General features: G+C 55.0%; 24 protein-coding genes. 17 read left to right on the top strand and 7 right to left on the bottom strand.

Annotated features, from left to right (window positions below):
• Positions 1-5: 5 nt before the first annotated feature.
• Both CXF87_RS06510 and CXF87_RS06515 read right to left on the bottom strand, forming a co-directional pair.
• The gene (locus tag CXF87_RS06510; protein WP_101145998.1) at positions 6-437 is read right to left on the bottom strand and encodes an organic hydroperoxide resistance protein; all 432 of its coding nucleotides are present in this window, start codon (positions 435-437) and stop codon (positions 6-8) included.
• Positions 438-585: 148 nt separating this feature from the next.
• Positions 586-1029, bottom strand: coding sequence for a MarR family winged helix-turn-helix transcriptional regulator (locus CXF87_RS06515; protein WP_008958215.1), 444 nt, complete (start codon positions 1027-1029; stop codon positions 586-588).
• Positions 1030-1264: 235 nt separating this feature from the next.
• Here CXF87_RS06515 and CXF87_RS06520 point away from each other — a divergent pair, with 235 nt between their 5' ends.
• The 6 genes from CXF87_RS06520 to CXF87_RS06545 all read left to right on the top strand — a co-directional run bounded on the left by CXF87_RS06520 (position 1265) and on the right by CXF87_RS06545 (position 6868).
• On the top strand, positions 1265-2338 hold the full coding sequence (locus tag CXF87_RS06520; RefSeq protein ID WP_101146000.1) for a TRAP transporter substrate-binding protein: 1074 nt from the start codon (positions 1265-1267) through the stop codon (positions 2336-2338).
• 67 nt (positions 2339-2405) lie between these two features.
• Positions 2406-2999 carry a TRAP transporter small permease gene (locus tag CXF87_RS06525; RefSeq protein WP_101146002.1) on the top strand — a complete coding sequence of 198 codons (594 nt, stop codon included), beginning with the start codon at positions 2406-2408 and terminating at the stop codon, positions 2997-2999.
• Between the two features lie 2 nt (positions 3000-3001).
• The gene (locus tag CXF87_RS06530; RefSeq protein WP_101146004.1) at positions 3002-4282 is read left to right on the top strand and encodes a TRAP transporter large permease; all 1281 of its coding nucleotides are present in this window, start codon (positions 3002-3004) and stop codon (positions 4280-4282) included.
• A gap of 43 nt (positions 4283-4325) precedes the next feature.
• Positions 4326-4853 carry a gluconokinase gene (locus CXF87_RS06535; RefSeq protein WP_101146005.1) on the top strand — a complete coding sequence of 176 codons (528 nt, stop codon included), beginning with the start codon at positions 4326-4328 and terminating at the stop codon, positions 4851-4853.
• Positions 4854-4952: 99 nt separating this feature from the next.
• Positions 4953-5948 (top strand): gluconate operon transcriptional repressor GntR, encoded by a 996-nt coding sequence (gene gntR / locus CXF87_RS06540; protein WP_101146007.1) that lies wholly within the window; start codon positions 4953-4955, stop codon positions 5946-5948.
• A gap of 71 nt (positions 5949-6019) precedes the next feature.
• Complete coding sequence (locus tag CXF87_RS06545) at positions 6020-6868, top strand: MOSC domain-containing protein (RefSeq protein ID WP_101146127.1); 849 nt, start codon at positions 6020-6022, stop codon at positions 6866-6868.
• Here CXF87_RS06545 and CXF87_RS06550 read toward each other — a convergent pair.
• A complete protein-coding gene (locus tag CXF87_RS06550; RefSeq protein WP_101146009.1) occupies positions 6822-7727 on the bottom strand; it encodes a DMT family transporter in 906 nt (301 codons plus the stop codon). The two genes, CXF87_RS06545 and CXF87_RS06550, sit on opposite strands and share 47 nt — an antisense overlap.
• A 194-nt stretch (positions 7728-7921) precedes the next feature.
• Between CXF87_RS06550 and CXF87_RS06555 the strand changes: the two genes are divergently transcribed.
• Positions 7922-8344 carry an OsmC family protein gene (locus tag CXF87_RS06555; protein ID WP_101146010.1) on the top strand — a complete coding sequence of 141 codons (423 nt, stop codon included), beginning with the start codon at positions 7922-7924 and terminating at the stop codon, positions 8342-8344.
• Positions 8345-8529: 185 nt separating this feature from the next.
• Here CXF87_RS06555 and CXF87_RS06560 read toward each other — a convergent pair whose 3' ends face one another.
• A complete protein-coding gene (locus tag CXF87_RS06560; protein WP_101146012.1) occupies positions 8530-8958 on the bottom strand; it encodes a PRC-barrel domain-containing protein in 429 nt (142 codons plus the stop codon).
• Between the two features lie 360 nt (positions 8959-9318).
• On the opposite strand from CXF87_RS06560, the gene CXF87_RS06565 reads away from it, so the two are divergent.
• Positions 9319-10278 (top strand): L,D-transpeptidase family protein, encoded by a 960-nt coding sequence (locus CXF87_RS06565; protein ID WP_101146013.1) that lies wholly within the window; start codon positions 9319-9321, stop codon positions 10276-10278.
• 14 nt (positions 10279-10292) lie between these two features.
• Here the strand turns inward: CXF87_RS06565 and CXF87_RS06570 are convergent, their stop codons facing one another.
• Positions 10293-10961 carry a 2OG-Fe(II) oxygenase gene (locus CXF87_RS06570; protein ID WP_101146015.1) on the bottom strand — a complete coding sequence of 223 codons (669 nt, stop codon included), beginning with the start codon at positions 10959-10961 and terminating at the stop codon, positions 10293-10295.
• Entirely contained in the window at positions 10958-11629 is a 672-nt protein-coding gene (locus CXF87_RS06575; protein ID WP_198556020.1) for a CoA pyrophosphatase, read from the bottom strand. Before CXF87_RS06575 ends, CXF87_RS06570 begins: the two co-directional genes overlap by 4 nt.
• A 94-nt stretch (positions 11630-11723) precedes the next feature.
• On the opposite strand from CXF87_RS06575, the gene CXF87_RS06580 reads away from it, so the two are divergent.
• Positions 11724-12281, top strand: coding sequence for an NUDIX hydrolase (locus tag CXF87_RS06580; RefSeq protein ID WP_101146018.1), 558 nt, complete (start codon positions 11724-11726; stop codon positions 12279-12281).
• A 25-nt stretch (positions 12282-12306) separates the two neighbouring features.
• Here the strand turns inward: CXF87_RS06580 and CXF87_RS06585 are convergent, their stop codons facing one another.
• Entirely contained in the window at positions 12307-12618 is a 312-nt protein-coding gene (locus CXF87_RS06585; protein ID WP_101146020.1) for an NGG1p interacting factor NIF3, read from the bottom strand.
• Between the two features lie 128 nt (positions 12619-12746).
• On the opposite strand from CXF87_RS06585, the gene CXF87_RS06590 reads away from it, so the two are divergent.
• The 8 genes from CXF87_RS06590 (at position 12747) to CXF87_RS06625 (ending at position 20360) form a co-directional block, all read left to right on the top strand.
• Positions 12747-13697: a sugar-binding transcriptional regulator gene (locus CXF87_RS06590; RefSeq protein ID WP_101146022.1), complete on the top strand. Its 951-nt coding sequence runs from the start codon at positions 12747-12749 to the stop codon at positions 13695-13697.
• A gap of 165 nt (positions 13698-13862) precedes the next feature.
• Positions 13863-15185 carry an ABC transporter substrate-binding protein gene (locus CXF87_RS06595; protein ID WP_101146024.1) on the top strand — a complete coding sequence of 441 codons (1323 nt, stop codon included), beginning with the start codon at positions 13863-13865 and terminating at the stop codon, positions 15183-15185.
• A gap of 97 nt (positions 15186-15282) precedes the next feature.
• Positions 15283-16173, top strand: coding sequence for a carbohydrate ABC transporter permease (locus CXF87_RS06600; RefSeq protein ID WP_101146026.1), 891 nt, complete (start codon positions 15283-15285; stop codon positions 16171-16173).
• A gap of 37 nt (positions 16174-16210) precedes the next feature.
• Positions 16211-17077, top strand: a complete 867-nt coding sequence (locus tag CXF87_RS06605; RefSeq protein ID WP_101146028.1) for a carbohydrate ABC transporter permease — start codon at positions 16211-16213, stop codon at positions 17075-17077.
• Positions 17078-17089: 12 nt separating this feature from the next.
• On the top strand, positions 17090-18241 hold the full coding sequence (locus CXF87_RS06610; protein WP_101146030.1) for an ABC transporter ATP-binding protein: 1152 nt from the start codon (positions 17090-17092) through the stop codon (positions 18239-18241).
• A complete protein-coding gene (locus CXF87_RS06615) occupies positions 18238-18921 on the top strand; it encodes an HAD family hydrolase (protein ID WP_101146033.1) in 684 nt (227 codons plus the stop codon). Before CXF87_RS06610 ends, CXF87_RS06615 begins: the two co-directional genes overlap by 4 nt.
• 13 nt (positions 18922-18934) lie before the next feature.
• The gene (locus CXF87_RS06620; protein ID WP_101146035.1) at positions 18935-19732 is read left to right on the top strand and encodes an L-iditol 2-dehydrogenase; all 798 of its coding nucleotides are present in this window, start codon (positions 18935-18937) and stop codon (positions 19730-19732) included.
• 7 nt (positions 19733-19739) lie between these two features.
• Positions 19740-20360, top strand: coding sequence for a nucleoside/nucleotide kinase family protein (locus tag CXF87_RS06625; protein ID WP_101146038.1), 621 nt, complete (start codon positions 19740-19742; stop codon positions 20358-20360).
• Positions 20361-20397: the final 37 nt, after the last annotated feature.

Raw genomic sequence — 20397 nt, forward strand, 5'->3', positions numbered from 1 at the left:
GCCGCTTAGACCACCGTCAGAGTGACGTTAATATTGCCACGGGTGGCGTTTGAGTAGGGGCATACGATATGCGCTTTATCGACCAACTGCTGAGCGACGTCCTGCTCCAGGCCTGGGAGGCTGATTTTTAGCTCGACTTCAATGCCAAAGCCGGTTGGGATTGCACCGATACCCACATGCCCATCAATTTTGGTTTCTTGGGGCAGCTTTACTTTTTCCTGGCTCGCCACGTGCTTTAGCGCACCTAAAAAACAGGCCGAGTAGCCAGCTGCGAAGAGCTGCTCGGGGTTGGTGCCGTCACCGCCAGCGCCGCCCAACTCTTTCGGCGTGCTGAGTTTTACGTCCAATGCGCCGTCGGATGATTTGGCATGACCTTCACGGCCACCCGTAGCGGTAGCATGGGCGCGATAAACAACTTTCTCGATAGTGGTCGTCATTCTGAATCTCCTGTTAACACGTTCATCATGGTTCTATTAATTATTGGTTTTGCGGAATGGACTTGCGGATTTAATTTAGCGCAGCTTTATTTTGCGCGCAATATAAATAATGAAAAAGAGTCGAGATCCTTTGTGAGAGAACGAAGGGCTACTGATTTTTCTGCAAGCTATCGCGCAATCGCACCAGATCTTCTTTTAATGTGGTCAACGCTTCGATTGACTGATCGCTGGCATGCACTACACAGCTAGGGATGTGGTAGGCCTGTTCACGCAGCGCTTTGCCTTTATCGGTAAGGTAAAGCTCCACCACGCGTTCGTCTTGGTGACTGCGCTTGCGGTTCAATAGCTGGTCGGCTTCAAGGCGCTTGAGCAGCGGCGTAAGCGAACCAGGATCGGTTAGAAGCCGCTTACTCATCGCACCTACTGTCATACCGTCGTTTTGCCACAAGACCAGCATGGCAAGGTACTGCGGGTAGGTAAGTCCTAACTCTTTGAGCAGTGGCTTATATACCTTGGTCATCATCAATGAAGTTGAGTAGAGCGCAAAGCAGAGCTGATGATCGAGTTCTAAGTCGCTACAAGATGGTTGCACAAGTATGGGTTCCGATCCGAAATATGTAGGGTAATGTAGCGCGCGAAGCGGTGAGTGGCTATCCCTAGACGTTGGTCGTAAGTTGGCAGTTTTGTTTTGACACGCACTTGGCAGCTAGCTAGCCTTCGCATCATTAATGTTACCGGTAACAATTTGGCGCTCATTAAATTAGCCAGTAACAACTCAATTCTTACCCATTCACCGTTAACAACAACGAATATTTGGAGATCACGCGATGACAACTATTTGGCGCAGCACGCTAACCCTGGTCGGTGCGACCACATTGACGTTCGGCATGGCGCATGCCCAGAGCCCGGAGCTCTCTGATCCGCCTGAAATTGAGGGTGAGGTCGTCGGCGACCATGGTTCGCATACGTTGCGTATGGGGATCGGCCTGGCGGAAAGCTCGCCACAGTTCCTTTCTAGCCAATACTTTGGTGAAATTTTGGAGCAACGCACCGACGGCCGTATTACCGTTAACGTGTTTCCTAACAGCCAGTTAGGTGATGATGTTCAAATGCTGGAAATGCTGCAAACCGGCACGCTGGACATGACCTACCCCTCTAGTTCCGCGACGACAGGCTATGTTGAACAGCTCGCTGCTTTCGACTTGCCGTTCCTGCTGCCTAGCCGTGAAGCTGCGGTAGCCGTGATGCAAAGCGATGTTGCCCAGGACATGCTGGACGCCTTTGATGGCACTGGCCTGAAAGCGCTCGCCTTCTCCGAGAACGGCTATCGTCAGCTCTCTAACAGTGCACGCCCGGTGGCGAGCCCTGACGATGTTGCCGGTCTTGACGTGCGCGGTTTGAGCGTTCGCACCATGGAAAACCCAGTGCATTTGGCAATTTGGGAAGCGTTAGGCGCAAACCCAACGCCCATGGCGTTTGGTGAGCTTTTCTCTGCGATGGAACAGGGCGTAGTGGATGGCCAGGAAAATCCCTGGAGCACCATCCTGACCTCTAATTTCAATGAAGTGCAGGATTATGGCACCGAAACGCGTCACGTCTATACTCCCTTTATCATGATGCTTTCTGAGCGTACTTGGGATCGCATGGCGCCTGAGTATCAGGAGCTGGTGCTGGAAGCAGCGCGTCAGTCTGCCGAGTATGAGATTCAACTGTCGGCAGAGTACGATGACTGGTCGCGTGACCAGCTAGCAGAGCGGGGTATGGAAATTACCCGCCTGGATGACGAGCAGTTAGCCGCTTTCCAGGATGCCGTTCAGCCGGTTTATGAAGAGTGGGCGCCGCGCATTGGTGAAGACCTGATCGCTGACATTCAGAAGATCGTTGAAGAGAGCAGCAACTAAACCTTACGTTTAGCGCGCCACCGGGCAGGCAACTCGCCTGCCCGGCGGCAGTGCTACTGGAGTTCCTATGTCACTCTCCTCTACACCCTCTCAACACGCTACGCCGATTGAAGACCCTTCGGTGTATCTGGATGACCCCAACCGCAAACTCTTGGAAATCGATACTGATACCCGCCAAGGGCCAGCGTTATTTCGTTGGCTTACCCTAGGCATGGAGTATTTGATCGGCACTATTTTGGTGGCGTTGATTGTGTCCGTTTCCAGCAACGTGGTAGGTCGCGCGCTGTTTAATTACTCACTACCCTGGGCGGATGAGCTGGCGCGTATGCTGTTTATCTGGTTGGTGTTCATCGGTGCCGCCGCGGCGTTTTCCCGTTATGAACACATTGCCGTTGATGCACTGGTACGACGCTTGCCGCTGCGCTTGGCGCACATGCTCTATCTGCTCCAGCATATGATCATTACCGGTCTCATGGTGGTCATGATCTGGGGTGGCTACCAGGTGTTGTCCCGCTCCAGCGGGCGTTCGGCGATCATGGATGTGCCACTCAGTTTCATCAGCTTATCGCTGGTGCTGTGCGTCATTTTTATTGCAGTGGTGTCGACGTGGCGGATGTGGGTCAGCCTGAACGTTATTCGCCATCCTGAGCAGGAGCGTTAATCATGCTATGGATTTTTCTGGCTATTTTGTTTGCTTCTATCGTTATCGGGTTGCCCATTGCCTTTGGTTTGGGTGTTGCTGCGTTAGTCATGGCGGTGCTCTCCGATATTCCGCTGTCGATTATGATCGAGCAGTCTATTCGTGGGGTGAATAGCTTTCCGCTGCTGGCGATTCCGTTCTTTATTCTCGTCGGTGAGGTAATGAGCAATGGCGGTATCGCCCGCCGCTTGATGGAGCTGGCTGGCGCAATGGTCGGCTTTATGCGCGGTGGGTTAGGGCAGGTGGCCATCACCGGCTCGATGTTTTTTGGCGGTATCAGTGGGTCAGCCGTAGCCGATACGGCTGCTACTGGCGCAATGATGATTCCCTCCATGAAAGAGCAGGGCTATACCGCGGCTAATGCTACTGCGATTAATACCGTCTCGTCGGTGATCGGGATCATTATTCCTCCGTCGATTCCATTGATCCTCTACGGCATCGTCACCGAAACCTCAATTAGCCGACTGTTTATTGCGGGTATTGTCCCTGGCTTGTTAATTGGTTTCGCCCTGATGGTGACCACTTATATTCTTGCCAAAAAGGATGGTGGCGGCGTACAGCAGTTCCGCTGGGATCGCCTCTGGAAAGCTTTTAAAGATGCTTGGCTTGCCCTGGTGCTACCGGTCATCGTGATTGGCGGTATTATTGGCGGTGTGTTTACGGCCACCGAAGCGGCCGTGGCAGCACTGCTTTATGCGTTGGCCATTTCGTTAGTGATTTACCGGGAATTCAAGCTCAAAGAGCTCGGCGGCATGCTTATTCGTACGGCCCGTTTGACCGGTATGGTAATGATGCTGCTGGCATTCGCCACGGTCATTGCTTGGTTCTTGACCATCAATATGGTGCCGCAAACCCTGGTCAGCCAAGTGCAGGCGATTACCCAAGACCCCTTCATGCTGCTGCTGATTGTGGCAACGTTGCTGCTGCTGGTGGGCTTCGTAATGGACTTGACCCCGGCCATGGTCATTATGGCGCCTATGCTGGCGCCCATTGTGACCTCAGTAGGTGTGGATGCCGCTTACTTTGGCGTATTAATGGCGTTTGTGTTAGGGATTGGGCTGCTCACCCCGCCGGTAGGTACCTGCCTGTATGTAGGTTGCGGCGTGGGTAAAGTCTCGATGGAGTCGTTGGTCAGAGCGATGCTTCCGTATTACGCCGCTCTCCTGGTCGTGCTGGTGATCCTGGTCGCCTTTCCCGGCCTCGTGACCTGGCTGCCTGATCTTACCGCCGTGCGCGGCAATTAAGGTACTTCAATTAAGGTACTTGGTAATGAATAGGAGAGCTTCTGTGAAGACCCTCTCGCATCGTATTTTAGTGATGGGTGTGTCTGGTTCGGGAAAGTCGCACATTGGTCGTCAGTTGGCGCAAACCGTTGGGGCGACCTTCATTGACGGGGACGATTACCATTCGCCTGCCAATGTTGCCAAAATGGCCAGTGGCACCCCGCTCAATGACGATGATCGCAGCGAGTGGCTGGGAACACTGGCGGCGTTGATCGCCGACTATCGGGCGCGGGATGCGTCGCTGGTGATTGCCTGTTCAGGGTTGAAAAAGCGCTACCGTGACCGGCTGCGCCTAGGCGACTCAGAGCTGCAGATCCTCTATTTAGAGGGGACACAAACACTGTTGCTGCAACGCTTGGAAACCCGTGCCGGGCACTTCTTCAAGGGCGATACCATGTTAGCCAGTCAGTTGGCTGACCTAGAACCGCCGGATGAAAAGGAGGCGTTTAACGTTTCAATAGCGTTGTCACCGATGCAAATCGTTGATCAATTTGCTGCCACGCTGCTGCTTCCCACCCGCACACCAAGCTAAAGAGAGATAGAAAGATAAGAGATAAAGAGTTAGGTAGTGAGGCCGCCGAATAATCAAAGGCGGCCTCATTGCTCCTTCACCGTAAAAGGCAGCTTTCCCTTGAAGAAAAAACGCCCCACCCTGCAGGACATTGCTGACCACGTGGGGGCTACCAAAATGACGGTCAGCCGCTGTCTGCGTGACCCTGAAACGGTGTCTGAAGGCCTACGGGAACGTATTTTCTCGATTGCCGAGCAGATTGGCTATATCCCCAACCGCGCCCCCGATCTGCTTTCCAGGGCCACCAGTCATTCGATTGGCGTGCTGGTACCGTCGCTTACCAACCAAGTATTCGCTGATATCATTGTCGGTATAGAGGCGTTAACCGAACCAGCGGGCTATCACCTCATGCTCTCGCACTATGGCTATAGCCCAGAGCTTGAAGAGCGCAGCCTGGCTTCATTGCTCTCTTATAACGTTGATGGCGTTATCCTCTCTGACCGTGATCACACGCCGCGTAGCCTGCGTATGCTGGAAACCGCCGGCATTCCGATTGTTGAAATCATGGACACCCATCGTCCTCCACTTCAACAAGCCGTGGGCTATGACAACGTACAAGCCGCGTACGACATGGTCAGCGAGATGATTCTGCGTGGCCGACGTCAGGTAATTTACCTGGCAGTGCGCCTGGATGAACGTACCCGTCAGCGTGAGCTCGGCTATCGTCGCGCCATGGAAGAGCATGGCTTAATCCCGGTGACACTGCAGAGCACCCAGCGCTCCTCTTACAGCGTGGGGGCCGCGCTGCTCAAGCAGGTGTTAGTCGACTACCCAGAGGCGGATGGCCTGTTTTGCACCAATGATGACGTTGCCGTAGGCGCCTACTTCGAATGCCAGCGGCGCGGTATCGAGGTGCCCGCGCGCATGGCGCTAGCGGGCTTTCATGGTCACGACGTGGGGCATGTGATGACGCCACGCCTTGCCAGCGTAGTGACACCGCGCCAGGCGATTGGCGAGGCCGCTGCAGGTGAGCTACTGGCGCGTATTCGTGGTGAGTCACTGACCCAGAAAATTGTTGATTTAGGCTATCGTATAGAAACGGGCATGACACTGTAGCGCTTGTCATCGAGTAGCCGCTAACGGCGTAAATGACTAAAGTGGCCTTTTACTTTGGTTGCGAGGCCACCGTGCAGATCACACAACTCACTATCTACCCCGTCAAGTCGCTAAAAGGCATCAATGTTGATCACAGCGAGCTGCAGGAACATGGGCTGGCCTGGGATCGTCGTTGGATGCTGGTCGATGCGCATCAGCGATTTATTACCCAGCGTCAGTTGCCGGCGCTCGTGACCATCGAGGTCGCCCTCACCGATGAACATTTGGTGCTTTCACACCCTGGCGTCGAATCACTGCATATCTCGTTGGCAGAGCCTGAAGGGAATTTGCGCCTGGTCAGCGTGTGGAACGATCACTGTAAAGCCCTGCCGGAAAGCGAGTCCGTCACTCATTGGCTGGTGGCTGCCTTGGGCGAACAGGCGCAAGGGCTTAGCCTGGTGCGTTTTGCAACGGAATTTACCCGTGCAGTCGAAGAGGATTTTCTTGAGGGGGGCGCAGCGCACACCTATTTTGCCGACGGCTACCCGTTTTTAATTACCACAAAGGGATCATTGGATGCACTGAATCAAGCGTTAGTGGCAGGGAGAAACGCCCCCATACCTATGAACCGTTTTCGGCCTAACATAGTAATAGCAAGCGACGAGGCGTGGGCTGAAGATTGCTGGGCCTCTGTTTCTGAGCAAAACGGAACCTTTCAGCTAGCCCTGCGTAAACCTTGCAAACGCTGCAAAATCACCGCTATCGACCAGCATACGGCGGCGGTGCCTGCCCCAGCTGAGCCGCTCAAAACCTTGATTGAGCTAAATACTCAGCCCAGCTTGAAAGGCGCTCACTTTGGCCAAAATGCCACGCTACTGAGTGGCGCTGGCAGCATTATTCGTGTGGGGGATACGCTGGTGGCCGAACCCCGCGACGCCTGACGCGCAGGAGCTTTGTCGCGATGGCCGTGCCGATCAGGGTAATGATCATTCCGGCAATAATCTGCAGGTTGAGCGTTTCACCGAGCAGTAGATAGCCCCATATCAGCGCGCTCACCGGGACTAAAAAGGTGACGGTCGATGTGGCAGTGGCACCCGCGCTGGCGAGTAAGCCAAAGTAGAGCAGGAAAGCCAGCGTCGTACTCAAAGCGGCCAGTGCCAGCGCATTTCCCCACGCCAACGGGCTGACGGGCTCGCTTGGCCAGAGCAGAAGGCCGGGAACCAGCAATACCAAGGCCGACATGGCGCTGCTGCCGGCAGCCAGTACCCGTGTAGGTAGGTGACCAAGGCGCGTTTTGGAGTAGTTGCCTGCAATGCCGTAGCAAAACGTAGCGCCCAGTACGGCCAAAATAAACCAGCCGTCGCCGCCCAGAGCGAAATCGAGCCGATCCGCTGAAAGCACATAAACCCCGAGCAGCGCCAGGGCGAGGCCTAAATACTGCTGGCGCTGTATCGCGGTGGCGAAAAACAGCGCGCCAATCAGCGCGGTAAAAATTGGTGTCGTGGCGTTGATTAACGAGGTAAAGCCCGCCTCAAGGCGAGTGGTTGCCAGCGCCAGTAGTGAAAAGGGCAGCACGTGATTGACCACGCCCAGAAACAGCAATGGCCCTTTATGCTGCCAGATAAGGCGCAAATAATGCAGGCTGAGCAATAGTGGCATCAACAGTAGGGCGCCAACCCCCATCCGTACGAGCACTAACGGTACTGCGCCGAACTCGGGAGCGGCTACGCGCATAAAAATAAAGGAAAGGCCCCACAGCGAAGAGAGCAGTATCAGGCGCAGCGCATCAGCCGACGACATGGCGAATCCTTAACAGTAAAGCGGTTAGGTAGCTAACTAGCTTACGGCTGAACGATGGCCGATGGAAGATGGAACTATAGGTACAGCAGAGAAACAAAAAATCAGCTACGCTGGTTAGGTGGTTAAACGGCAGCTGTCGCTTAACCCTGATCGACAACACGTTAATGTATGATTGGCACACACAAGGAGTTGTTATGGATCGTAAAGCTAGCGCACGTTGGGAAGGTGGTCTTAAGGATGGTAAAGGCTCCGTTTCAACCGAAAGTGGCGTTTTGGATGCCAATTACTCCTTCAGCAAGCGCTTTGAAGATGAAAAAGGCACCAATCCAGAAGAGCTCATTGGCGCAGCACACGCCAGCTGCTTTTCAATGGCGCTCTCAATGATTCTGGGTGAGCAAGGCTATACAGCTGACTCCATTGAAACCAGCGCTAAAGTGACCCTTTCGCAAAGCGATGCAGGGTTTGATATTTCAAAAATTCACCTGGATGTCGTGGCAGCCATTAGCGGCGCCGATGAAGCTGCTTTCCAGGAAGCGGCAGAAAAGGCGAAAGCTAATTGCCCCGTCTCAAAAGTGCTTAAAGCCGATATCAGTATGACGGCTAAATTAAAAGGCTAAAGGTTCGCGGTTTAACGTTCACACGCATTAAAGGTGTGAACGTTAATAATGTTGATCGTTACTGCTATTAAGTAATTAGACGGCTTTTAGTAGATTCGATCAGTGCGAATGTGTTAAGCGCAATAAAAAAGCCTTGGCAATTGCCAAGGCTTTTTGTGTGGCTGACTTATATGACTGACGCGAGCTTATTCTTCATCTACGTCATCGTTACGATGGTACTCTTCGGCAGATTCTAATGCTTCTTGTGACGCATTAACGGTAATAACATAATCTTCACCATTCTCGTCTTTGGTCAGTTCAAGTGAATCCCATTCTATGGCGACTTTTTTCTCACCCATTCCGAGGAAACCACCAACACCGACGACAACGGCATTGATTTGGCCATCTTCATCGATCACAAGATCAGTAATGGTGCCGATATCTTCATCATCTTCGACGGAGCTTTTCACTTGATTGCCGGTTAGGGTATCCGAGTGGAAAGTACCTTCTGGCGTTTCAGTTAGGTAGGTTGCTTCCATGGTAGCCGTATTTTCTTCGGCGTTGACTGTGCCTGCAGCAAACATAACAGTCGGCACCATGAGCGTACCTATAAAGGCGGATTTGATCATTTTCATTTTACTTGCTCCTTGCGATTTCATTTGAGCTTAACGACTTCGCGTTATACCCCAAATAAATCAATAGCAGATGACGGTGGCTGCGTATTAAAAAAAACACCACAGCTCCAGTGCTATCACTCCTATGTATGTTAATTACGTTTTGGTAATTAACGCCCTTCTGCGCGTCACTGCGCTAAGACAATTAACAGGTTAGTCGTTGTGATCAGAAATACAACCAATTAACTCAAACTTTTAGCCGACTAAGAGTATGCAGTGACTCATTAAACCTTAGGTCAGCGTCGCTGTGTCACACTCTGTCGAGTTGACCTGCTCTGCCCCAGTCGTCATATTCCTATTTAAAAAGGAGATACCCTGACGATGATTCCCCAGTATCGCCCCTTGCGGCGTATCAAGCAGCTCTGCGTGAGTAGTATCGCGCTGGGCGCCTGGCTATTGGCATCGACTGCCGCTGCTGATAGCAGTGAACTGCCTAAAGGCCATTTCCCTCTTCCGCAACAAGGCAATATGGTGGGCGAGTTGTATACCGTTATCGCCAGCGAAGAAGATACGCTGATGGATATTGCCCGGGCACACAATGTCGGCTACGAAGAAATCCGTATGGCCAATCCGGATACCAGTCTTTGGGTGCCGGGGGAAGGCACCGAGGTGATCATTCCAGGGCAGTTTATTTTGCCCGACGAAGCACGCACGGGCATTGTCATTAACGTGGCTGAGCTGCGCCTGTATTACTATCCCGACGTAGAAGAGGGCGAGACGCCGCGGGTAGAGACGTACCCCATTGGGATTGGGCGGGATGCTTACAACACTCCGCTGGGTATTACCGAAACCACGATGCGGCTTGAAAACCCCGCCTGGTACCCCCCTGAGTCTATTCGCCGTGAAGCCGCTCAACGTGGCGATCCCGCACCAGCGGTGGTGCCTCCCGGTGCCGATAACCCGTTGGGGCAGTTCGCTATATTGCTGGATATTCCGGGTTATCTCATTCATGGCACCAACCAGCCGGATGGCATTGGTATGCGTGCTAGCCGTGGCTGTATTCGCATGCATCCGGAAGATATCGAGTCGGTATTTTGGCGCGTACCGGTAGGTACTCAGGTCAATATCATCGATTCGCCGATCAAAGTAGGCTGGAATGGCGACGGGCAAGGGCATATTCAGGCGTTTATCGCGACGGATGAAACCGCTTATGGCATGGACACGCTGCTGAATGTTGTCGGCATTATTGAACACCACGAGGGTGGCCCCAATAGCGCAGACTACGAGCAGGTACGTGAAGTGTTGGAGCGGGCCAATGGGCAAATCGTGCCGTTAACCTGATCACGCCGCCAAGTTTAACGCGCAGGGTCGAGCACACCGCCCAGTGAAGCGTTACGCCGATACCAGCCTGCAATACTCGTGCGCGGGCAGCGTGTCGGCAGCACCTCATGGGGAATGGTTTCCGACAGGAAACAGGCGAAGGTGCCTGCTTCCGGTATGACGCGGGCGACCTCTGTGCTTGGGTCATCAGGGTGGTAGATAACCATTTCGCCGCCACCATCGGCTGGCCACTCGGGCGTTAAATAACCCACTGTAGAGATAACCCGATTGGCGCGGCCGCGAAAGCTATCCACATGGCGCTGGTAAAAGGCTCCCGGCGGGTAGTGGGCGAAGTGTGCCTCATACTCGAACAGGCCTAAAAACAGCGCATGATTAAGGGCCTGCTGTAATTCGCTCATGGCGTCTAAATAACGCCGCTGGGCAGCACTCTCGCGATCGAGCCAGTGGATCGCATCACCGCGAATATCCTTACGCAGCAGGTGCTGCTGGCCTCGGCCAATGCCCGCCTCGTCCAAGCCATGGTAAGCCGCTCGATGCAGCAGTTCATGGTTCAGTGCGGTACACAGTTCAAGGTCAATCACCTCACGGCCAACGTACCAGCCCTGCTCGACAAGCGCATTGACAACGGCAACCTGCGTCGCTGGCTGGAGTGCAGGTGATGACGTAAAAACGTTGGGAGTCATTGTTTAGATCTCAATGGCGCCGAGCCGGAAACGGTCATAGAGGATGTGGAGAGACGGTTTTTGCGCTCAGGGTGGTGGCGCAGTGGCCCTTTGGGTCGCTGATATAAATCAATCGGCATACCGAAACCCTCGACCAGTAACTCGACCAGCATCATGGCAGATAATCCCCAGATCACATGGCCGTCCACATGATAACTGGGCACATAGTGAGCAACGCCGTCGACAGTAATGACATCGGTATGCGTACGGTGGTCATCTAAAAAATGGCTGAGCGGGACTTCAAAAATAGCGTCTAGCTCACCGGGGTCGGCCACCAGCGGTAAATCAGGCGGAATGATACCTACCCACGGGGTAACGCGAATACCGTGTAGCGAAATAACGTCTGAAAGCCGCCCTAAAGGTTCCACCAGCGCGGGGTCGAGGGCAATCTCTTCCTCTGCTTCACGCAGCGCCGTGGCATAAAGGTCAGCATCGAAGGGCTCGCGCTTGCCACCGGGAAACGCCACTTGACCGCTATGGGTACTCAAGTGGCTAGCACGACGGGTAAACAAAAGGGTAGGGGCCGGCCGCTCGACAATCGGCATCAGTACCGCCGCCTCGGGCATTACCACATGATCCAAGCGTTGAGGCGTCAGCTGTTGCAGCTGGTTGCGCAGTTTCTCTAACATAGGGCATCCAATTACTTTGTTCTCTTTTACCCAGCAGCGGTCATTGACGTCAAGCGCGTCGAGGCTTCTATTCACTAGCCGTTGAGAATACGCGATGAACTTTTGTAGCCACTGTGGTGATAAGGTACGTTTTGCTCTACCTGAAGGCGATGATCGCCCGCGCTACCTGTGCGACGCTTGCGGTACGATTCACTATCAGAACCCGCGCATTGTGGCCGGTACGCTGCCGGTTAGCGGCAGCAAGGTATTGCTCTGTAAGCGGGCAATCTCACCACGCAAAGGGTACTGGACACTGCCAGCAGGCTATATGGAAAACGCCGAATCCACCCAGCAGGCCGCCGTCAGAGAGACGCGTGAAGAGGCCTGCGCCGAAGTCGAACTGGCCAATCTTTACACCTTGATTGACTTACCGCATATCAATCAGGTGTATATGATTTTTCTTGCCGAGCTGGTCGGTGGCTTCAGCGCCGGCCCGGAAAGCTTGGAAGTGGCGCTATTTGAGGAGCACGAAATCCCCTGGGACGAACTCGCCTTCACTACGATTGAGCGCACGCTACGCCACTTCTACGCTGACCGCCCCCACAATGCGTTTCCGCTGCATATCAGCATGGTGACGCCTGAGGATCGGGAGCGCTATTTTGGCAGTGCCTAAGCCGTATCGCCGTTCGATCAACGCGCTATAGATCGGCTAATTGCCACACATCATAAGCGACTTCTTCATAGGGGTGGGCAAGTTTTAAAGCAGCAATGGCACCGTGAACATGCGCTTCGTCGCATACCATTTCAACTTTATACTCTTCCACCTGTTCCAGGCTGCCAACCGAACCGATATGAGGGTTGGCACCTTCCATTGGGCGAAATTGCCCCGTGCCGCGTGTTTGAAAACAGACACTCTCATACACCCCTATACGCCCAGCGCCCGCCTCGAACACAGCTTGCTTAACGCTGTCGGCATCCTCAACGGGAACAAAAAAGGCCAGTTTGTACATGCTATGTCTCCCTGCCATCGGTTCATCATCAAACGCCGGACTACTACTATGTTAGCGGATAGACGACTATTGGTCGCGGGCTTGGCTTTGTATGATGATGTTTTGGTACCCGTTTAGTGAGTCATCTTATGGATAAATTTGAAGTAAAGCTGGATCAGGCGGCCAGAGCTGCTTGGATGTCTTACGTGGGTGGAATGACCCAGGATGAGATTGCCAGTCAGTTGGGCGTGTCGCGGCCAGGCGTTCAGCGCTTATTAGCCTTGGCTCGCCAAGAGGGGTTGGTGAAAGTGCATATTGACCATCCGATCTCTCACTGTATGGCGCTGGGCAGTGCGTTGCGTGATCACTTTGGGTTGACTTACTGCGACGTGGTTCCTGCCGATAACCACGCCGCCGAAAGCGCCGCGTCCTATTTGGCCGTGGCCGCCGCCGAGCGGGTGGCACAGTTGGTCGAGCGCAGCGAACCATTGACGCTTTCGTTGGGCACCGGCCGTTCGGTGCGCGCGGCGGTAGAAGCGCTCAGCCGTGTCGAAAGGCCCCAGCACCGCTTTGTATCGTTGGTGGGTAATGTGGCCCGCGACGGCTCGGCTAACCGTTACGATGCGGTGATGGTGATGGCGGATAAAACCGGCGGTGAGCGTTTTTTACTGCCCGCGCCGGTAGTGGCGGAGACACTGACCGAAAAAGAGGCGATGCTGACGCAGCGCTTATTTAAAAAAATTGCCGATGTGGCGCGTGAGTCCGAGGCCGCCTTCATTGGCGTTGGGCGTATCGACCGACAGGCAACCCTGTTCCAGGATCATTTTATCAGCGAAGTTGAGCTGAATGATTTGCTGGGCTTGGCCGCGGTAGGGGAGTTGCTTGGCTGGCCGCTGAACAGCGACGGTGAAGTGATCGACTGCTCCATTACCCGTCGGGTCACCAGTCTGCCCCTGGAGCGCTTTGGCAAGCACCACATGGTGGCGATCGCGGGCGGCAGAGAGAAAGCCCCGGCAATACATGCTGCGCTGCGCGGCGGCTGGCTAAAAGGGCTGGTGACCGATGAGGTGGCTGCTCGGCAAATTGTCGAGGCGTTATAGGGGTTTGCCGTGTGCGCTGCAACATGCGCAAAGGGCGATACGTTAGCGTAAAGTCTAAGCTGATCGGCTTTGCTTTTTTTTGGCTAACATACGATCATTTGTTCGGTTGATGATCAATAAGATCAAGGCAACAACAATGCCAATACATGCCCATAGGAGTGCTTTATGCGACTCGCACGTCACTTGCCCGTCACCGCGCTAGCGGCTGCCATTGCCCTATCTAGCCATGCCCAGGCGCAAACCGAAATCACCGTGGCGACGGTTAACAATAACGACATGGTGATCATGCAGAGCCTTACCGAGGCTTTTGAAGAAGCGCACCCCGACATTACCCTGGATTGGGTAGTGCTCGAGGAGAACGTGCTGCGTCAACGCATGACGACCGATATTGCCACCGGCGGTGGCCAATTTGACGTGATGACTATCGGGACTTACGAAGTGCCCATTTGGGCAGAGCGTGGCTGGCTTTCTCCGCTGGACGACCTGCCCGAGGATTACAACGAAGATGACCTGCTGGCATCCGTGCGCGATGGCTTGAGCCTGGATGGCACCCTTCATGCACTGCCGTTTTACGCCGAAAGCTCGATGATGTACTACCGCCAGGATCTGTTTGATAAAGCGGGTATCGAGATGACCGAACAGCCCACCTGGGAAGAGGTGCGCGAGTGGGCAGGCGAACTGCATGGCAGCGAAGAAGGGCTGGCGGGCATCTGCCTGCGCGGCAAGCCGGGCTGGGGCGAGAACATGGCCTTCATCACCACGCTCGTGAACACCTACGGGGGGCGCTGGTTCGATGAGGAGTGGAATCCGGAACTCAACTCTGAGGCATGGGTTAACGCTATCCAGTTTTATGTCGATCTGCTTAACGATTACGGGCCGCCAGGCGCAAGCTCAAACGGCTTTAACGAGAACTTGGCGCTGTTCTCACGCGGCAACTGTGCCATGTGGGTCGATGCCACCTCGGCCGCTGGCAAGCTGTATGACGGCAATGAATCCGATGTGGCGGACAGCCTAGGTTTTGCCCCAGCGCCTATCGCAGAAACACCCAAAGGCTCGCATTGGTTGTGGTCGTGGGCGTTAGCGATTCCAGCCTCTTCCGAAAAACAGGAAGCCGCACGTGAGTTTATTACCTGGGCGACCTCACAAGAGTACATCGAGCTGGTGGGTGAAACCGAAGGCTGGACCAGCGTTCCCCCCGGCACGCGTGAGTCTACTTACGCGAACGAGCAGTACACCGAAGCGGCACCTTTTGCTGATTTCGTGCTGAAGGCCATTCAAGAGACTGACCCCAACGACTCGACGCTCGAACCAAACCCCTACGTTGGCGTACAGACGGTCAACATCCCCGAGTTTCAGTCAATTGGTACGCAAGTGGGCCAATCCATTGCTGCCGCCTTAACGGGTGACACGACGGTCGAGCAGGCCCTAGACAACGCGCAGCGTGCCACTGAACGTACGATGCAACGGGCTGGCTACATCGAAAGGTAAAAAGTAACGAACGCCTGCCGGTTCACTCGGCTAGTGGTAGTGACGGTAGGCGTTTTATCGATGTTTTATAGCAAGTCAGTTTTCCGCAGGTATTCCCATGACTAAACCCCGTGCTTCCGGCCGTACCGTCGGCGGGCTGAGAACGCTTTCGCTTCAAGCGCCCGCAGTGATATTGCTGCTGCTTTGGATGATTGTGCCGTTAGGCATGACGCTATGGTTTTCTTTTCAATACTACAACCTGCTAATGCCCGGCATGACCGGCTTCGCTGGGGTGGAGAACTACCAATACTTACTCACCGACCCAGCCTTGTGGGCAGCCATGGGCAATACGCTGCTGCTGGTAGGCTGGGTGCTCGTGATTACCGTAGTGGGCGGTACCTTGCTGGCAGTGCTGTTCCAGCAGGAGTTTGCAGGGCGTGGTATCGCCCGCGTACTGGCCATTTCACCGTTCTTTGTCATGCCCACCGTGAGTGCACTGGTGTGGAAGAATATGATGATGCACCCCTCCAACGGGGTGTTGGCGTGGTTGGCTGAGTCCATTGGCCTGCCCGCACTTGATTGGTTTTCAGCGCTTCCGCTCACCTCGATTGTGATCATCGTCGCGTGGCAATGGCTACCCTTTGCGCTGCTAATTCTACTCACCGCGATGCAGTCGCTGGATGAAGATCAAGTAGAAGCGGCGCGTATGGATGGTGCCGGGCCAGTGGCGATTTTCTTCTTTATTACCCTGCCGCACTTAAAGCGCGCGATCAGCGTGGTGATCATGATTGAAATGATCTTCTTGCTGACCATTTTCGCCGAGATTTTTGTGACCACCTCTGGTGGGCCTGGTTTGGCGACCACCAATTTAGCCTATCTGATTTACATTCGTGCACTGCTGGATTTTGACGTAGGTGTGGCGTCCGCCGGTGGGGTGATTGCCATCATCCTGGCGAATATCGTGGCGATCTTCCTGGTCCGCATGGTGGCCAAAAACCTGGAAGACTAGACCGGCACTTGCTAGACCGGCAATTGGGAGTAATTCGATGACAACATTAAGTTCCAAAACGGCGGCGCCACGTTCGGTATCGGGGTGGCGTTCGGCACGAAGCAAGCGCATCTTGCTAACGGTATTGGGCTGGTCGGTGGCGGTGGTCATTTTCTTTCCGATTTTCTGGATGATTCTGACCGGTTTCAAAACTGAAACGGCAGCCATTGCCGATCCTTCACTGATTTTTTCACCCACTCTGGAAAGCTATCAGGCGGTGCATGATCGCTCGGGTTATGCACGCTTTGCACTCAACAGTGTCGCGGTGGCGTTTGGCTCAACCTTGCTAGCGCTACTGATTGCGATCCCCGCGGCGTATGCCATGGCCTTTTTACCTACTAAGCGCACCAAAGGCACGCTGCTGTGGATGCTTTCCACCAAAATGCTGCCTTCGGTCGGTGTGCTGGTGCCGATTTACCTGATTTTTCGTGATGTGGGGCTACTGGATACCCGCACGGGGTTGATCATCGTCTACACGCTGATGAACCTGCCGATAGTGGTATGGATGCTTTATACCTTCTTCAAGGATATGCCCAAGGACATCCTCGAAGCAGGCCGCATGGACGGTGCCTCGACCCTGCAAGAAGTGCTCTTTCTGCTGCTGCCGCTAACGCTGCCAGGCATCGCCTCGACAGGCTTGCTTTCGGTCATCTTGAGCTGGAACGAGGCGTTCTGGAGTCTCAATCTGACCACCTCAAATGCCGCGCCGTTAACGGCTTACATCGCCTCATTCTCGAGCCCTGAGGGGCTGTTCTGGGCCAAGCTGTCCGCCGCATCCACCATGGCCATTGCGCCCATTTTGATACTCGGTTGGATGACGCAAAAACAAATGGTACGTGGCCTGACCTTTGGCGCCGTCAAGTAAAGGATCTTCCTCATGGCAACACTACAACTGCACAATATTACCAAGCGTTTTGGCGACACCGAGGTGATCAAGGGCATCGACCTTGAAGTGAATGACCGTGAATTCGTGGTCTTCGTTGGCCCCTCCGGTTGCGGTAAATCGACCCTAATGCGCATGATCGCCGGGTTGGAAAGCGCGACGGATGGCGATATCTTGATCGATGGCCAGCGGATTAACGACGTAGGGCCCGCCGATCGCGGCCTGGCGATGGTGTTTCAAAGCTACGCGCTTTACCCGCACATGACGGTCGAGGGCAACATGGGCTTCAGTATGCGCCTGGCCGGGGTGTCGAAAGAGGAGCGCCGCGCCAAGGTATTGGAAGCCGCCAAAATTCTGCAGCTAGAGCCACTGTTAGACCGCAAACCCAAGGCGCTTTCCGGCGGTCAACGCCAACGGGTGGCGATTGGCCGTGCGATTGTGCGTAACCCCAGCATCTTCCTATTCGATGAGCCGCTCTCCAATCTGGATGCCGCGCTGCGTGTGCAGATGCGCATCGAATTGGCGCGTCTTCATGATGAGCTGGATGCCACCATGATCTACGTGACCCACGACCAGATCGAAGCGATGACCATGGCGGATAAAATTGTCGTCCTTCATGACGGTGTGGTCGAACAGGTGGGGTCGCCCATGGCGCTCTATCACCACCCACGCAATCGCTTCGTGGCAGGGTTTATTGGTTCCCCCAAGATGAACTTTCTACCCGTGACACTGGCCAGCGTATCGCCTGAAGGCGTGACGATTCGCCTGCCGGGTGGCGGTGAGCGTAGCGTACCGGTTGAAGGGCATCGCCTGGATACCAACGCGGCGCTTGAGTTGGGCGTTCGCCCTGAGCACTTGGTACTTGAGGATCAAGGGCCGTTGAGTGGTCATATCAAAGTGCTGGAACGTCTTGGTGGACAAACTTCGCTCTACGTTCAAATGGACAATGAGCTGATCACTATCATGGCCGATGGCGACGTGGCTTACCGTGTAAACGACACCGTGCACTTCGGCTTTGCCCCCGAGCGCGCGCATTTATTTGATGTGGACGGCCTAGCCCTGCCAAGCCTGCAGCAGCATCCGCTGGCGGGGCTTACTCGCCAGGATAACCGCGCGCCCGGTTCGCCTGCTGAGGAGCCTGCATGAGGACCCTCATTTTTGACTGTGATGGTGTGCTGGTCGATAGCGAAGCGATCGCGGAAGGTACGCTGGTGAAGTACCTCTCCCATTGGCTGCCCGATCTGAATATCGACCAAGCGCTTGGCCAAGCCTTAGGGATGACTACTGAGGATATCCTGCGCCATCTGGAAGCGTTGAGTGCCCACTCGTTGCCTCCGGACGCCACTGAACAGGTGGATACCGCTATAGAGGCGCGCTTGGCGCGGGAGCTTAAAGCCATAGACGGAGCCGACATGGCGGTTCGCGGGATCAGCTTGGGAAAGGCGGTGGTCTCGAACAGTCGGCGCAGTCGCGTGCTGGCGTCGCTGGCGAGTACGCGCTTGGCAGAAGCCTTTGGTGAGGTGCCTATTTTCACGGCTGACCAGGTGACCCATCCCAAGCCTGACCCCGCACTCTACCGGTTGGCAGCCTCTCAATTAGGCCAAGTGCCGCGAGACTGCCTGGTCGTGGAAGACAGTGTTGCTGGGGTGACGGCCGCCCACGCCGCGGGGATGTGCGTCATAGGGTTTGTCGGTGCAAGCCACGTGGATGCTGAACAGCCGGCGCGCCTTACCCAGGCGGGCGCCTGGCGGATTCTAGAACACATGCATGGCTTGGAAGCCTTGGTGAATGAGTGGCAGTCCAGTGCCAATAACGCGTTGCCCTAATGAGAGCTCGACCATGAAACTAACCAACAAAATCGCAGTGATTACCGGTGGCGCTCGGGGTATCGGCTTGGCCATTGCCCAGCGTTACTTGTCAGAAGGCGCCAGCGTCGTGGTAGCCGATATCGACCAGGGCGCCATCGATGAGGCCGTGGCGACATTGCAGGCGACATTGCAGAAGCAAGGGCTCGCCGAGCAGGTGATGGGCGTGGTGCTGGATGTCTGCGATCAAGGCTCGATCGACGCCATGGTAGACGCGGTAACGCAACGCTTCGGCGGCATCGATATCCTGGTCAATAACGCTGCAGTGTTCGATATGGCGCCGGTGCTCGAGGTGACTGCGGCGAGTTTTGATAAACAGTTCGCGGTCAACACCAAAGGCATGTTCTTTACGCTGCAGACAGTTGCCCGCTCGATGGTCGCCCGTGGCCGGGGCGGCAAAATCATCAATATGGCTTCTCAAGCGGGGCGCCGTGGCGAAGCGTTAGTTAGTGTTTACTGCGCTAGTAAGGCCGCAGTTATCAGCCTGACCCAATCCTGCGGGTTGGGTCTCATTAAACACGGTATCAACGTCAACGGCATCGCCCCGGGTGTGGTCGATACGCCAATGTGGGAAGAGGTCGATGCACTTTTTGCCCGTTTTGAGAATCGTCCGCTCGGTGAAAAGAAACGCTTGGTAGGTGAGGCGGTGCCGTTCGGACGCATGGGGCTGCCGGAAGACCATACTGGCGCGGCGGTATTCTTGGCGAGCCAGGACAGCGACTACGTGGTCGCTCAGACCCTGAATGTCGATGGCGGGAACTGGATGAGCTGAGGTCGCCATGTCGCCTGATCTTGATACGTTAGCCGAGCAACTTATTTGCGCCGCCGAAGGCGCTTCCCGTTATTTAGTGGCGTTGGCAGGCCCGCCGGGCGCGGGTAAATCTTACCGGAGCGTCCTGCTCTGTGACGCGATCAATCAGCGCCTGCCGGGGCAGGCCGGGCTGGTGCCCATGGATGGTTACCATTTCGATAACGCTGTCCTGGGTGAACAGCAATTGCCGCTCAAAGGCGCGCCCCACACCTTCGATGTAGAAGGGCTGCGCTGTGACCTTGAGCGCATTCACCAAGCCAATCAGCCAGTGGCTGTGCCGGTGTTCGATCGCCCGCTGGATTTGGCCCGCGCGGGCGGGCGGGTGATTGGCCTAGAACAGCGCATTGTGATTGTCGAAGGTAACTACCTGCTACTTGATCGCTCGCCCTGGCGTGAACTGCGCCCGCTATTCGATTGGACCCTGTTTCTAGAGGTCGACAACGTCGTTCTGGTGGATCGGCTGATCAGGCGATGGCTCGAAATGGGCCAGGATCGCGCCGGGGCGCTCGAGCGTACCCACCATAAAGACATGCTCAACGCGCAATTGGTAAAACGCTGCTGCTTGCCGCCCGACCAGCGCTGGCGCTGACCCCTTTACGTCACTTTTATTATTCCCATCGTGCCAA

The organism is Halomonas sp. MES3-P3E, from assembly GCF_002836035.1.
GTDB classification, from domain to species: domain Bacteria; phylum Pseudomonadota; class Gammaproteobacteria; order Pseudomonadales; family Halomonadaceae; genus Vreelandella; species Vreelandella arctica.

Bases quoted from the DNA above. Each gene is read 5' to 3' on its own strand.
- CXF87_RS06510 (WP_101145998.1), bottom strand. From the start codon at position 437: ATGACGACCACTATCGAGAAAGTTGTTTATCGCGCCCATGCTACCGCT.
- CXF87_RS06520 (WP_101146000.1), top strand. From the start codon at position 1,265: ATGACAACTATTTGGCGCAGCACGCTAACCCTGGTCGGTGCGACCACA.
- CXF87_RS06525 (WP_101146002.1), top strand. From the start codon at position 2,406: ATGTCACTCTCCTCTACACCCTCTCAACACGCTACGCCGATTGAAGAC.
- CXF87_RS06530 (WP_101146004.1), top strand. From the start codon at position 3,002: ATGCTATGGATTTTTCTGGCTATTTTGTTTGCTTCTATCGTTATCGGG.
- CXF87_RS06550 (WP_101146009.1), bottom strand. From the start codon at position 7,727: ATGTCGTCGGCTGATGCGCTGCGCCTGATACTGCTCTCTTCGCTGTGG.
- CXF87_RS06555 (WP_101146010.1), top strand. From the start codon at position 7,922: ATGGATCGTAAAGCTAGCGCACGTTGGGAAGGTGGTCTTAAGGATGGT.
- CXF87_RS06560 (WP_101146012.1), bottom strand. From the start codon at position 8,958: ATGAAAATGATCAAATCCGCCTTTATAGGTACGCTCATGGTGCCGACT.
- CXF87_RS06565 (WP_101146013.1), top strand. From the start codon at position 9,319: ATGATTCCCCAGTATCGCCCCTTGCGGCGTATCAAGCAGCTCTGCGTG.
- CXF87_RS06570 (WP_101146015.1), bottom strand. From the start codon at position 10,961: ATGACTCCCAACGTTTTTACGTCATCACCTGCACTCCAGCCAGCGACG.
- CXF87_RS06575 (WP_198556020.1), bottom strand. From the start codon at position 11,629: ATGTTAGAGAAACTGCGCAACCAGCTGCAACAGCTGACGCCTCAACGC.
- CXF87_RS06580 (WP_101146018.1), top strand. From the start codon at position 11,724: ATGAACTTTTGTAGCCACTGTGGTGATAAGGTACGTTTTGCTCTACCT.
- CXF87_RS06585 (WP_101146020.1), bottom strand. From the start codon at position 12,618: ATGTACAAACTGGCCTTTTTTGTTCCCGTTGAGGATGCCGACAGCGTT.
- CXF87_RS06590 (WP_101146022.1), top strand. From the start codon at position 12,747: ATGGATAAATTTGAAGTAAAGCTGGATCAGGCGGCCAGAGCTGCTTGG.
- CXF87_RS06595 (WP_101146024.1), top strand. From the start codon at position 13,863: ATGCGACTCGCACGTCACTTGCCCGTCACCGCGCTAGCGGCTGCCATT.
- CXF87_RS06600 (WP_101146026.1), top strand. From the start codon at position 15,283: ATGACTAAACCCCGTGCTTCCGGCCGTACCGTCGGCGGGCTGAGAACG.
- CXF87_RS06605 (WP_101146028.1), top strand. From the start codon at position 16,211: ATGACAACATTAAGTTCCAAAACGGCGGCGCCACGTTCGGTATCGGGG.
- CXF87_RS06610 (WP_101146030.1), top strand. From the start codon at position 17,090: ATGGCAACACTACAACTGCACAATATTACCAAGCGTTTTGGCGACACC.
- CXF87_RS06615 (WP_101146033.1), top strand. From the start codon at position 18,238: ATGAGGACCCTCATTTTTGACTGTGATGGTGTGCTGGTCGATAGCGAA.
- CXF87_RS06620 (WP_101146035.1), top strand. From the start codon at position 18,935: ATGAAACTAACCAACAAAATCGCAGTGATTACCGGTGGCGCTCGGGGT.
- CXF87_RS06625 (WP_101146038.1), top strand. From the start codon at position 19,740: ATGTCGCCTGATCTTGATACGTTAGCCGAGCAACTTATTTGCGCCGCC.